This is a genomic window from Streptosporangium sp. NPDC002721, assembly GCF_042888905.1.
In the GTDB taxonomy this organism is placed as follows: Bacteria; Actinomycetota; Actinomycetes; order Streptosporangiales; family Streptosporangiaceae; genus Streptosporangium.
Map to the genome: position 1 here is coordinate 48,239 of NZ_JBIAQI010000045.1, position 13,111 is coordinate 61,349.

Below are 13,111 nucleotides of genomic sequence, written 5' to 3' on the forward strand. Positions count from 1 at the left end.
ATGGAGAACACAATCGAGAGGACCATCAGAATGACGCAGCCAGCGGACACGGCGCCGGAAACCATCTCCGGAGGCCACCTGGTGGCGAAGGCGCTGAAGGCGGAGGGGATCGATGTGATCTTCACGCTCTGCGGCGGCCACATCATCGACATCTACGACGGTTGCATCGACGAGGGCATCGAGGTCATCGACGTCCGCCACGAGCAGGTGGCGGCGCACGCGGCCGACGGCTACGCCCGGATCACCGGCAAGCCGGGTTGCGCGGTCGTGACGGCCGGGCCGGGCACCACCGACGCGGTGACCGGTGTGGCCAACGCCTTCAGGGCGGAGAGCCCCATGCTGCTCATCGGGGGGCAGGGGGCTCTGAGCCAGCACAAGATGGGCTCGTTGCAGGACCTGCCCCACGTCGACATGATGACCCCGATCACCAAGTTCGCGGCCACGGTCCCCTCGACCGAGCGGGTGGCCGACATCGTCTCGATGGCCTTCAGGGAGTGCTACCACGGCGCTCCGGGGCCGTCCTTCCTGGAGATCCCGCGCGACGTCCTCGACGCCAGCGTCCCGGTCTCCAAGGCGCGCATCCCCGAGGCCGGCCGCTACCGCGCCTCGGTGCGCCAGGCCGGCGACCCCGAGGCCGTCGAGCGCCTCGCCGACCTGCTGGCCCACGCGGAGAAGCCCTGCGTCCTGCTGGGCAGCCAGGTCTGGACCACCCGGGGCACCGACGACGCGATCGACTTCGTCCGCGCGCTCAACGTCCCCGCCTACATGAACGGCTCGGCCCGCGGCACGCTGCCCCCCGGCGACCCGCACCACTTCCAGCTCTCCCGGCGCTACGCCTTCACCAACGCCGACCTGATCATCATCGTCGGCACCCCGTTCGACTTCCGGATGGGCTACGGCAAGCGCCTGTCGCCCTCGGCGACGGTGGTCCAGATCGACCTCGACTACCGCACCGTCGGCAAGAACCGCGACGTCGACCTGGGCATCGTCGGCGACGCCGGGCTGATCCTGGCCGCGGCCACCCAGGCCGCCTCCGGCCGCGTCGAGAACGGCGCGACCCGGCGCAAGGAGTGGCTGGAGGAGCTGCGCGCGGTCGAGACCGCGGCCTACGAGAAGCGGCTGCCCCGCCAGCTGTCGGACTCGCAGCCGATCGACCCCTACCGCCTGGTCCACGAGATCAACGAGTTCCTCACCGAGGACACCATCTACATCGGCGACGGCGGCGACATCGTCACCTTCTCCGGCCAGGTCGTCCAGCCCAAGTCGCCGGGCCACTGGATGGACCCCGGGCCGCTCGGCACCCTCGGCGTCGGCGTCGCCTTCGCCATGGCCGCCAAGTACGCCAGGCCCGACAAGGAGGTGCTCTGCCTCTTCGGGGACGGGGCGTTCAGCCTCACCGGCTGGGACTTCGAGACGATGGTCCGCTTCAACCTGCCGTTCATCGGCGTCATCGGCAACAACTCCTCGATGAACCAGATCCGCTACGGCCAGGCCGCCAAGTACGGCGAGAACCGCGGCCGCGTCGGCAACACCCTCGGCGACGTCCGGTACGACGAGTTCGCCCGGATGCTGGGCGGTCACGGCGAGGAGGTCAGGGACCCCGCCGACATCAGGCCCGCGCTGGAGCGCGCCCGCGAGTCGGGCAAGCCCGCCCTGATCAACGTATGGGTCGATCCGGACGTCTACGCGCCCGGAACCATGAACCAGACCATGTACAAGTGAGGGGGACCCCATGAAGGCACTGGAAGGTGTCCGCGTCCTCGACATGACCCACGTGCAGTCGGGTCCGTCCTGTACGCAGCTCCTGGCCTGGCTCGGCGCCGACGTGATCAAGCTGGAGGCGCCCTCCGGAGACATCACCCGCAAGCAGCTGCGCGACGTCCCCGACGTCGACAGCCTCTACTTCACGATGCTCAACTGCAACAAGCGCAGCATCACCCTCAACATGAAGAGCGATCGCGGCAAGCAGCTCTTCACCGAGCTGGTGCGTGACTCCGACATCCTGGTGGAGAACTTCGGGCCCGGCGCGGTCGACCGGATGGGCTTCTCCTGGGACCGCCTCCAGGAGCTCAACCCGCGGCTGGTCTACGCCTCGATCAAGGGTTTCGGCCCGGGACGCTACGCCAAGTTCAAGGCGTACGAGGTGATCGCCCAGGCGATGGGCGGCTCGATGAGCACCACCGGCTTCGAGGACGGCCCGCCGCTGGCCACCGGCGCCCAGATCGGCGACTCCGGCACCGGCATCCACGCCGTCGCGGGCATCCTGGCCGCCCTCTACCAGCGCGAGCAGACCGGGCGCGGCCAGCGCGTCCAGGTGGCGATGCAGCACGCCGTGCTCAACCTGTGCCGGGTCAAGCTCCGCGACCAGCAGCGGCTCGGCCACGGGCCCCTGTCGGAGTATCCCAACAAGACCTTCGGCGACGAGGTGCCGCGCTCGGGCAACGCCTCGGGCGGCGGCCAGCCCGGCTGGGCGGTGCGGTGCGCCCCCGGCGGTCCCAACGACTACATCTACGTCATCGTGCAGCCGGTCGGCTGGGCGCCGCTCGCCGGGATCATCGGGCGCCCGGAGCTGGCCAACGACCCCGAGTGGGCCACCCCCGAGGCGCGCCTTCCCAACCTCGACAAGATGTTCCAGCTCATCGAGGAGTGGAGCATCACCCGCGACAAGTGGGAGGTCCTCGACCTGCTCAACGCCGCCAACATCCCCTGCGGCCCGATCCTGTCCACCAAGGAGCTGCTGGAGGACGAGAGCCTGCGGCAGGAGGGCGCGCTGGTCGAGGTCGACCACCCCCAGCGCGGCTCCTTCGTGACGGTCGGCAGCCCGCTGCACCTGTCCGACTCGCCGGTGGACGTCACCGCGCCGCCCCTGCTCGGCGAGCACAACACCGAGATCTACGCCGGCCTCGGCCTGTCCGTCGAGGAGCTGGCCGAGCTGAAGACGAACGGAGTCATCTGATGGCGCATGACCAGGCCGCCGTACGCGAGGTGCTGGACAAGGCCCGTGCCGAGGGCCGCACCGCGCTGACCGCCCCCGAGGGCAGGAGGATCTGCCAGGCGTACGGCATCTCGACCCCCGGTGAGGGGGTGGCGACCTCGGCCGAGGAGGCGGTGTCGCTCGCCGGGGAGATCGGCCTGCCGGTGGTGCTCAAGATCGTGTCTCCCGACATCCTGCACAAGACCGAGGCGGGCGGGGTGCTCGTCGGCGTGGCCGACCTCGACGCGGTGCGCGCCGGCTACGACCGGATCCTGGCCTCCGCCCGCGCCTACGACCCCGAGGCGTCGATCGACGGCGTCCAGGTGCAGGCCATGGTCGGCGCCGGGCACGAGGTGATCATCGGCGCGGTCACCGACCAGACCTTCGGCAAGGTCGTCGCCTTCGGTCTCGGCGGGGTGCTCGTCGAAGTCCTCAAGGACGTGACCTTCCGGCTGGCCCCCCTCTCGGGTGATGATGCACTCGGGATGCTGGACGACATCAGGGCGGCCGAGGTGTTGCGCGGTGTCCGTGGTGCGGAGGCGGCCGACAGGGGGGCGCTGGCGAGCATGATCGAGCGAGTCGGCGCGCTCGTCGGTGACTTCCCCGAGATCGCGGAGGTGGACCTGAACCCCGTCTTCGCCACCGCCGAGGGCGCGACGGCCGCCGACGTGCGCATCATCCTGGACGCCGACCCCGTCGCCGCGCCCGCCCGGCTCTCGCGCGAGGAGATCCTCGCCGGGATGAACCGGATCTTCAAGCCGCGCGCCGTCGCGGTGATCGGGGCCTCCGGCGAGACCGGCAAGATCGGCAACTCGGTCATGCGCAACCTGATCAACGGCGGCTACCGGGGCCACATCTACCCGATCAACCCCAAGGCCCCGGAGATCCTCGGGCTGCCCGCCTACCCCAGCATCGCCGACGTGCCGGGCGAGGTCGACGTGGCGGTCTTCGCCATCCCGGCCAAGTTCGTGCCAGCGGCGCTGGAGGACGCCGGGCGCAAGGGGGTGGCGGGAGCCATCATGATCCCGTCGGGGTTCGCCGAGACGGGCAACGTCGAGGGCCAGCAGGAGATCGTCGAGATCGCCCGCAAGCACGGCGTGCGGATGCTCGGCCCCAACATCTACGGCTACTACTACACGCCGGAAAACCTGTGCGCCACGTTCTGCACGCCCTACGACGTGAAGGGCGGGGTCGCGCTCACCTCCCAGAGCGGCGGCATCGGCATGGCCATCCTCGGCTTCAGCCGCACCACCGGGATGGGCGTCTCGGCGATCGTCGGGGTCGGCAACAAGGCCGACGTCGACGAGGACGACCTGCTCACCTTCTTCGAGCAGGACGACAACACCAACTGCGTGGCCATGCACCTGGAGGACCTCAAGGACGGGCGCGGATTCGTCGAGGCGGCCCAGCGGATGGTCGCCAAGAAGCCGGTGATCGTGCTCAAGGCCGGGCGCACCGCGATGGGCGCGCGGGCCGCGGGCTCGCACACCGGGGCGCTGGCCGGCGACGACAAGGTCTACGACGACATCCTCCGCCAGGCGGGCGTCGTGCGGGCCCCGGGCCTCAACGACATGCTCGAGTACGCCAGGGCGCTGCCGCTGATGCCCGCCCCCAAGGGCGAGAACGTCGTCATCATCACCGGGGCGGGCGGCTCGGGCGTGCTGCTCTCCGACGCCTGCGTCGACAACGGGCTGAGCCTCATGGAGATCCCGCCGGATCTCGACGAGGCCTTCCGTGCCTACATCCCGCCCTTCGGGGCGGCGGGCAACCCCGTCGACATCACCGGTGGCGAGCCGCCGAGCACCTACGAGAACACCATCAGGCTGGGCCTGGCCGACCCCCGCGTGCACGCGCTGGTGATCGGCTACTGGCACACGATCGTCACCCCGCCGATGGTCTTCGCCGAGCTGGTGGCGCGGGTGGTGGCCGAGGAGCGGGCCAAGGGCAACGACAAGCCCGTGGTCGCCTCGCTCGCCGGCGACGTCGAGGTCGAGCAGGCCTGTGACCATCTGTTCGCGAACGGGGTGATCGCCTACCCGTACACCACGGAGAAGCCCGTGGCCGTGCTCGGTGCCAAGTATCGCTGGGCGAGGGCCGCAGGGTTGCTGCGCGGCTGAGCCGCGTCTCATGAGCGAGGGGGCGAATCGGGGCACTCGCAGGATCAACCAACCCCCCAGGAGGTCCGCAGGTGGACACATCGAGAACACCGGATACAGCGGAGCCCGGCGAAGCCGCCGCCGCATCCGGCCAGGAAGAAAAAGTATGGCGGGCGGGCGGGCTGGAGCCGATGCCCATACGCACCCTGCCCGACGCTCCCCCGTCGATCCACATCCTCGGGCCGACGGTGTTCCTCGTCGCGCTCGGCGTGGGCATGGGCGAGTCGTACATGTGGCCTCGGCTGGTCCTGCTGTTCGGGCCGGAGATCCGGTGGCTGTTCCTCATCGGCGTCACCCTCCAGGCAGTGGTCATGCTGGAGATGGCCCGTTACGCCATGGCGACGGGGGAGAGCATCTTCTTCGGCGCCGCCCGGGTCTTCAAGCCCCTGATGTGGTTCTTCTTCGTCGTCGCGATCCTCGTCTACATCTGGCCGGGTCATCTGTCCGCGGGGGCCGCCGCCTTCGAGCAGATCACCGGCATCCCATGGGTGATAACAGCGGTCGCGGGCCTGATACTCGTCGGGGTCGTCTTCAGCCTGGCGAAGGTGATCTACAGCCTGCTGGAGAGCGTGCTGTCGATCCTGATCGGCACGCTCGTCGTCGGGACCGCCGTGGTCGCGGCCATGGTCGGCACCTGGGGCGACGTGGTGAGCACGGTCACCGGGATGTTCGCCTTCGGCTACCTGCCGCAGGAGGCGATGTCGGAGGCGTGGTTCCCGGTGATCGTGGGAGCGATCGCCTTCGCTGGGCCGTCCGGAATGCAGCAGATGTGGTACACCCTGCACCTGCGTGACTCCGGAGCCGGCATGGGAGCCCACATCCCGGCCGTCCGAGGTCTCCGGCACGCCGGCGAGGAAGAGGCCATGCCCTCGCGCGGCTTCATGTTCGACACGGACAACCCCGAGGAGATGCGCAAGTGGAAGGGGTGGCGGCGCTGGGTCACCTTCGACGCGCTCCTGCTCTTCTGGGGCATCACGATGCTGGTCACCGTCTCCTTCACCGTGATCGCCCAGGCGGCGACGAGAAACACCCCCAACGTCCGCAACGTGATCGAGTCCGGGGAGCGGGAGGCGGCGCTGTACGCGATGGCCGACTCCTTCGCCTCGGCGGGCAGCTCGGTGCTGGGGGTCGTCTTCCTCGGCTTCATCGCGCTGATCGGTCTGAACGCCACGCTGGGCCTGTTCGACTCCTTCTCCCGGGGGCAGGCGGACATGAGCTTCCACTTCGTGCGCGGTGCGAAGAAGCTCGGCATGTCCCGCCTGTACGCCGCCTTCCTGTGGGGCGTCATCGCGTTCGGCATCCTCATCCTGCTGTTCGGCCCGGCCGACGGCCCGAGCGGGATCCTCGACACGCTGGCGTTCCTGTCCACGTTCGCCATGGGCGCCTACTGCGTGACGCTCCTGCTGGTGAACAACCGGATGCTGCCCAAACCGATCCGGCCGAAGATCTGGACCAACCTGATCATCGGCTTCGGGGCGGTCTTCTATCTGGGGATGCTGCTCTACAGCCTGTTCGCCTTCGGTGTGGTCGTGGGCTGAGACCGTGCCGATGCGACAAGCTGAACTCGCCCTTCCCGGGGCGCTGATCGGAATCGTCGCCGGCGCCGTGGCCGGTGGGCTGACCCTGCTCGCAGGGCAGTCCGCCGGCTGGGCCGCGATCTCCGCGCTGACGCTGGCCCTCCCCCTGGGCCTCCTCGGGACCGGATACTCCATCCTGCTCAGCCGGAACCTGTTCAGACCGGGGCTGTTCGCCCCCGCGGGTCTGTACTGGCTGGCCGGCTTCCCCCTCGCCCGGCTGTTCCAGGAGACGATCACCGGCCTGGCCGTCTTCGGTCACGTCAGCCTGCCCGGAGGGGTGGCGGGATTCCTGGCCTACCAGGCCATGGTGAGCCTCGGCTTCGCGATTGGCTTCCTCTGGTTGCACGAGAGGCTCATGCCCCACTGGTTGATGCGCCTGAGAGAGCGCAATCCGCGGGCGCGCGAACTACTCGCCGCCTACGTTGAGCACGCTGAGGCGCTGTGGCTCGCCAAGGAACGCCGCCGCGCACGGAAAGGAGCGCGTTGAACATTCCCACCTGGGTGTGGCTGGTCACGATCGCCGGGTTCGGCCTCGTGCTGGCCATCGACTTCTACCTCGTGGCGCGTAACCCGCGAAAGCCCACGTTCCGCGAGTGCACGTTCTGGGTGATCTTCTACGTGTCGCTCGCCATAGCCTTCGGCATCGGGCTGCTGGTGGTCACGGGGCCGTCGCACGGCGGCGAGTTCTTCGCCGGCTGGATCACCGAGTACTCCCTCAGCGTCGACAACCTGTTCGTCTTCCTGCTGATCATGAGCCGCTTCTCGGTGCCGGACCGCTACCGGCAGAAGGTGCTCCTGATCGGCATCGTCCTGGCACTCGTCATGCGCGGCATCTTCATCGCCGCCGGGGCGGAGGCCGTGGCCCGCTTCGACTGGCTCTTCTACATCTTCGGGGCCTTCCTCATCTACACCGCGTGGAAGCTCATCGGCCATGAGGACGAGGAGGCGGAGTTCTCCGAGAACATCGCGCTGCGCACGGTCCGGCGGTTCGTCCCCACCACGGAGACCTACCACGGCTCGTCGCTCTCGGTGATGGTCAACGGCCGTCGCGCCGTCACCCCGATGCTGATCGTGATGGTGGCGATCGGGACCACGGACCTGCTGTTCGCCCTCGACTCCATCCCGGCCATCTTCGGGCTGACCAAGGAGCCCTACCTGGTGTTCACCGCCAACGCCTTCGCGCTGATGGGGCTGCGGCAGCTGTTCTTCCTGATCGGAGGGTTGCTCGACCGCCTGGTCTATCTCAGCAAGGGCCTGTCGATCGTCCTGGCCTTCATCGGGGTCAAGCTCATCTTCGAGGCGCTCCACCACGACGGCGTCTCCTGGGCGCCGGAGATTCCCATCCTGGTCTCCCTCGGGGTCATCGTCGGCACGCTGGCCATCACCACCGTGGCGAGCCTCGTCAAGTCGAGGAACGACCGCGGTCGTGCCCCGGTGGGCCAGAACGACTCCGCAGGGGATCCGGAGACCGGTCCCTCCGGCCCGGCGACCGGCCCCTCCGGTTCTCCCGACGTCACCGATCCCGCCGACCCCGCCGCGAGGCGGAGTGAGGCGCACGCGGACGGCTGAGGCGCGGCCGGCCGTCGCGAGCGGGTGGTCTCCCCGGCGGAGACCTCCCGCTCGCTCATTTGGGAACGTCGATCCCGTCGGTCCGCTGCTCGGTCGCCCAGCGGCGCAGATGGCGTTCGGCGTTCTCCGCCGAGCCGTACTTCCGCATGGCCGTCGCCAGGCCGAGCCCCATCATCCGGCCGTCGGCGGAATAGCCCGCCGGTGCGGAGGTGAGAAATCGGAACTTCCTGAAGAATGATCTCATCGATCATCACCACCAATTCTTTCGTCAAGTATCTGCCCCGGGTGTTTCCCCCAAACGGGTCACCCGTGAATTCTGTGTCAACTGGTCCGTGAGCTGCTCGGACCGTGCGGGAACGGCATAGAAGGGCCTATCTCGTGTGGGCCCGCGCGGGATCCCCGCGCTTTTCCCGGCTGGCACGAATCAGCCGGTTCCGGGCCGTACGAATTACCCGGTGCCGGTTCGTGTGATTCGTCGGCGCCGGTCTCCGGGGGGTTCGGGTGCCGGTCCGCGCGGGTTCGTCCGCGCTTTCCCGGAGACGCCTGCCCGAAGGTGCCCGCCCGGACGTGCCTTCCCGGATCGGGGCCTGCCCTCCCGGATCGGGGCGTGCGAGATCGTCGCGTACCGGATCAGGGCGGCCCGTACCGGATCGGGGTGATCTCCGACCGGTGCCGGGTCCGTACGGGAGAGAAGGGCTCGCGCCGGATCGGACACCGGCGCGAGCGGGAGGGGAAGGGGTCGTGATCGGTCAGCGCCGGCCGCGGAGGGGCGGCTCGTGCCGTGCGCCGAGGGGAGGGAGGGTCAGCTCGCGCTGAGCGAGCGCGGGCGCCGCCGGCGGGCGGCGGGCACGGGCTCCTCGGGCTCGGCGGGTTCGGAGGCTCGCTGGTCCAGGTAGGAGGAGCGGGTGTGCTCGGTGTGCTCGCGCATGATCTCCGCGGCCCTGGTCTCGTCGCGCGCCTCGATGGCGTTGATCAGCTGGGCGTGCTCCTCCCAGGAGTCGCGGCCGCGCTGGCGGGCCACCGGCGTGTGGTACCACCGTACGCGGCGGGAGACCTGCGAGGCGAGTTCCGCCAGCACCGCGTTGCCGGACAGCTCGGTGACCAGCGCGTGCAGCTCGGAGTTGGCCGCCACCGAGGCGTCGATGTCGTCGGACTCCAGGGCCCGCAGCCCGCGCGCGCACACCTCGCGCAGCCGGGCCACGCCCGCGGCGTCCGAGTTGAGCGCGGCCAGCCGCGCCGACTCGGTCTCCAGCAGGGCGCGCACGGCGAGCAGCTGGTCGGCCTCCTGCACGGTCGGCGCGTGGACGAACGCGCCGTGGCCGGGACGCAGGTCGACCCAGCCCTCGCCGCTGAGCATCTGCAGCGCCTCGCGGACCGGCTGGCGCGACACGCCGAGCAGCTCGGCGAGCTCGCTCTCCGCGAGGTGCTGGCCGGGGCTGAGGCTGCCGTTCACGATGAGTTCCAGGATCGCCTCGAAAACGCTCTCCCGGAGGGTGGTCGGGCGCGGGATCTTGGGCGCCGCTCCCGAGTTCGCCAGTTCCGACCGCACCATGTCTCTTCAGCTCCAGGATGAGAAAAAATGGCGGCCCCTCGTCTGGCCAGCCCATTGTCTGTTGTCGACTGCCTACAGTATACAGTTTTGGACACGGGCCCCGTCGTGAGCCTGATCACATCATCGCTCATCGGGGAAGCGTGACCGGATGGCCCGGCTGGCGCAGCGTGGCGCTGAGGGCCACCGCGGCCAGCACCAGGCCCGCGGCGAGGAAGAACGTGGCGGCGTGGCCGGAAGAGGTCAGGGCCAGAACGGCGAGGCCGACCCCGACGATCCCGGCGACCGCCTTCGCACTGTAGACCACGCCATGGATCGAGGCGGTGTGTCTCTCGCCGAAATACTCGCGGACCAGGCTGGCGATGAGCGGGTAGAAGGCGCCCCCGCCCAGGCCGGCCGGCACCGTCGCCACCAGGATCATGACGGCGGACCCGGTCACCGCCCCCCAGGCCAGCAGCAGCTGCCCCAGGCAGAGCAGCGCCAGCACCGCGCTGAGCGCGCGCCCCCGCCCGGCCACCTCGGCGGCGAGCATGGCGCAGGCCCGTCCCGCCCCGTTGAGCACCAGGAGCAGGGCCACCGCCGCCCAGGGGGAGAAGCCCCCGGAGGTCGCCAGCGCGACCACGTCGAAGATGGAGACCGCCCCCGCGCAGACCAGGATCGACACCAGGGTGGGCAGCGAGCCCGTCCGAAGCGCCTGGCCCAGCGAGAACTGGCGGACGGCCCGGGGTTCCCTGCGCAGCGCGACCCGGTCGTCGGCCCAGGCGCGGGGGTCGATGTGGGCGGGCCACCAGTGCGGCGGCGGCAGGCGTACGAAGGCCGCCGCCAGGCCCACCGCGGCCAGCGCGACGACCGCGGTCACCGCGAACAGCGGCCGGAGCGCGGCCCCGTCCAGAACGGTCACCACGGCGAGCGGGGCCGTGCCGTAGGCGAAGGCGCCGGTGATGAGGCCCACCCGTGAGGCCGGGCGCTCGGGGTACCAGCGGGCGACGGCCTCGGTGCACGAGCCGTACACCAGCCCGGCGCCCACGCCGCCGAGCAGGGCGTAGCCCGCGAGGAGCGCGGGCAGGTCCCGGGCGAGCGCCACCGTGAGCAGCGCCGCGGCGCTGAGCGGCGCGCCGGCCCACAGCGCGACGCGGATGCCGAGCGCGCCGCGCCGCAGCAGCAGGACGGTGGGCAGGGCCACGGCGGCCTGGCAGACGATCCAGACGGCCAGCGGGGCCAGGGCCGAGGCGAGCGGCCAGCCGCGCGCCTGCGCCAGGGCGGGCACCGCCGCCGCGTAGCCGTACTGCATGGCGCCGATGGAGGCCATGGCGGCCCAGGGGAGCCAGAACATCCACGACCGGGGACGGTTGATCAGATCCTGCGGGGTGTCGCCGACGAGGTAATCGCGTCCCCGCCAGTCTCGTACGAGCTGCGTCTTCTCCATACCGTATGGAATATCCGTCGCCGGAGTCCCTGTCGAGGCCTGGACGGGTAGATTTCCATACGGTATACCGTCTACAAGAACCGTATCCAGGGAGGTCGCGTGGACCTGTTCGAATACGAGGCGAAGAGACTCTTCGCGCGGCACGGGGTTCCCGTCCCCACCGGGGAGGTCGTGGCCACCCCCGAGGAGGCCCGCGCGGTCGCGGCCGACCTCGGCGTCCCGGTCGTCATCAAGGCCCAGGTGAAGACCGGCGGCAGGGGGAAGGCCGGGGGCGTGCGGCCCGCCCCCGGTCCCGCCACCGCCGAGCAGGAGGCGCGGCGGATCCTCGGCATGGACATCAAGGGCCACATCGCCGAGACCGTGCTCGTGGAGACGGCCACGATCCCGGTCGAGGAGTATTACGTCGCCTACCTCGTCGACCGGGCCAGCCGGTGCTTCCTCGCGATGGCGTCCGTCCAGGGCGGCATGGACATCGAGGAGGTGGCCGCGACCAACCCCGAGGCGCTGGTCAAGATGCCGATCGACCCCCTGACCGGGATCGACGAGCGCGCCGCGCGCGACCTGGTGACCCGCGCGGGCTTCCCCCCCGACCTCCAGGGCGCGGTGGCCGAGGTGCTGGTCCGCCTCTGGCAGGTCATGGTGGAGGAGGACGCCCTGCTGGTCGAGGTCAACCCCCTGGTGTGGACGGCCGGGAGCGCGGTCCTCGCCCTCGACGGCAAGGTCAGCCTCGACGAGGGCGCGGCCTTCCGCCACGAGCACCCGGCCCTGGCCGCCGGGACGGGTGACGGCGACCTCGAGTCACGGGCCAGGGCGAAGGGCCTCAACTACGTCAAGCTCGACGGTCACGTGGGGGTCGTCGGCAACGGCGCGGGCCTGGTGATGAGCACCCTCGACGTCGTCGCCCAGGCCGGGGAGCGCTTCGGCGGGGTCCGCCCGGCCAACTTCCTCGACATCGGCGGCGGGGCGTCCGCGCAGGTCATGGCGAACAGCCTGGAGATCATCCTCTCCGACCCCGACGTCAGGTCGGTCCTCGTCAACGTCTTCGGCGGCATCACCGCCTGCGACGCGGTGGCCGACGGCATCGTCTCCGCGCTCGGGCTGCTCGGCGACCGCGGCCACGGCCGCCCCATCGTCGTGAGGCTCGACGGCAACAACGCCGAGGAGGGCCGCCGGATCCTCACCGAGGCCGCGCACCCCGCGGTCCGCCAGGTCACCACCATGGACGGCGCCGCCGAAGAGGCGGCCAGGCTCGCCGCGGCATGAGCGGGCCCACCCCCGGACCCATCGGACCCATCGGACCCGGCGAGCCCGCCGGTCCCGCCCACGCAGGGCACGCGAGCACGGAGAGGGAGCGGCAGGCATGGCGATCTTCTTGACAGGCCACAGCAAGGTGGTCGTGCAGGGCATGACCGGCGCGGAGGGGAAACGGCACACCGCCAGGATGCTCGACGCGGGCACCGACGTGGTCGCCGGTGTCACCCCCGGCAAGGGCGGTGAGACGGTCGACCTCGCCGGGCGGGGCGTCCCGGTGTTCGGCACGGTCGCCGAGGCGATCGCCCGGACGGGGGCGGACGTCTCGGTGGTCTTCGTACCGCCGAGGTTCGCCAAGGCCGCGGTCATCGAGGCCGTCGACGCCGGGATCGGCCTCTGCGTGGTCATCACCGAGGGCATCCCCGTCCACGACACGCTGGCCTTCTGGGCCCACGCCCAGGCGGCGGGCGGCAGGACCCGGATCATCGGGCCCAACTGCCCGGGGCTGATCAGTCCCGGCGCCTCCAACGCGGGGATCATCCCGGCCGACATCACCAGCGCGGGCCGCATCGGCCTGGTCTCGAAGTCGGGCACGCTGACCTACCAGCT

Annotated in this window: 10 protein-coding genes and 1 pseudogene; 8 read left to right on the forward strand and 3 right to left on the reverse strand. The window is 70.5% G+C overall.

The genetic code is table 11. The features are described 5' to 3' along the window. The first annotated feature begins 30 nt into the window (after positions 1-30). The 6 genes from ACFYWM_RS41230 (at position 31) to ACFYWM_RS41255 (ending at position 8,276) form a co-directional block, all read left to right on the forward strand. Positions 31-1,722: a thiamine pyrophosphate-binding protein gene (locus ACFYWM_RS41230; protein WP_389926189.1), complete on the forward strand. Its 1,692-nt coding sequence runs from the start codon at positions 31-33 to the stop codon at positions 1,720-1,722. Between the two features lie 10 nt (positions 1,723-1,732). Continuing rightward, on the forward strand, positions 1,733-2,956 hold the full coding sequence (frc, locus tag ACFYWM_RS41235; RefSeq protein ID WP_389926192.1) for a formyl-CoA transferase: 1,224 nt from the start codon (positions 1,733-1,735) through the stop codon (positions 2,954-2,956). Continuing rightward, entirely contained in the window at positions 2,956-5,091 is a 2,136-nt protein-coding gene (locus ACFYWM_RS41240; protein WP_389926195.1) for an acetate--CoA ligase family protein, read from the forward strand. Before frc ends, ACFYWM_RS41240 begins: the two co-directional genes overlap by 1 nt. Before the next feature lie 170 nt (positions 5,092-5,261). Beyond that, positions 5,262-6,668: an Nramp family divalent metal transporter gene (locus ACFYWM_RS41245; protein WP_362870875.1), complete on the forward strand. Its 1,407-nt coding sequence runs from the start codon at positions 5,262-5,264 to the stop codon at positions 6,666-6,668. 10 nt (positions 6,669-6,678) lie between these two features. Then, a complete protein-coding gene (locus ACFYWM_RS41250) occupies positions 6,679-7,194 on the forward strand; it encodes a hypothetical protein (protein WP_389926198.1) in 516 nt (171 codons plus the stop codon). Beyond that, on the forward strand, positions 7,191-8,276 hold the full coding sequence (locus ACFYWM_RS41255) for a TerC family protein (RefSeq protein ID WP_389926200.1): 1,086 nt from the start codon (positions 7,191-7,193) through the stop codon (positions 8,274-8,276). Before ACFYWM_RS41250 ends, ACFYWM_RS41255 begins: the two co-directional genes overlap by 4 nt. A gap of 55 nt (positions 8,277-8,331) precedes the next feature. On the opposite strand, the gene ACFYWM_RS41260 is transcribed toward ACFYWM_RS41255, so the two are convergent. The 3 genes from ACFYWM_RS41260 to ACFYWM_RS41270 form a co-directional block, all read right to left on the reverse strand. Then, positions 8,332-8,520, reverse strand: coding sequence for a hypothetical protein (locus ACFYWM_RS41260; RefSeq protein WP_389926203.1), 189 nt, complete (start codon positions 8,518-8,520; stop codon positions 8,332-8,334). 558 nt (positions 8,521-9,078) lie between these two features. Then, positions 9,079-9,828, reverse strand: coding sequence for a GntR family transcriptional regulator (locus ACFYWM_RS41265; protein WP_389926205.1), 750 nt, complete (start codon positions 9,826-9,828; stop codon positions 9,079-9,081). A 127-nt stretch (positions 9,829-9,955) separates the two neighbouring features. Next, positions 9,956-11,251, reverse strand: a complete 1,296-nt coding sequence (locus ACFYWM_RS41270; protein ID WP_389926207.1) for an MFS transporter — start codon at positions 11,249-11,251, stop codon at positions 9,956-9,958. A 99-nt stretch (positions 11,252-11,350) separates the two neighbouring features. On the opposite strand from ACFYWM_RS41270, the gene sucC reads away from it, so the two are divergent. After that, positions 11,351-12,514 (forward strand): ADP-forming succinate--CoA ligase subunit beta, encoded by a 1,164-nt coding sequence (gene sucC, locus ACFYWM_RS41275; RefSeq protein WP_389926210.1) that lies wholly within the window; start codon positions 11,351-11,353, stop codon positions 12,512-12,514. A gap of 97 nt (positions 12,515-12,611) precedes the next feature. Further along, positions 12,612-13,111, forward strand: a pseudogene (locus ACFYWM_RS41280) (succinate--CoA ligase subunit alpha); the annotation flags it as partial.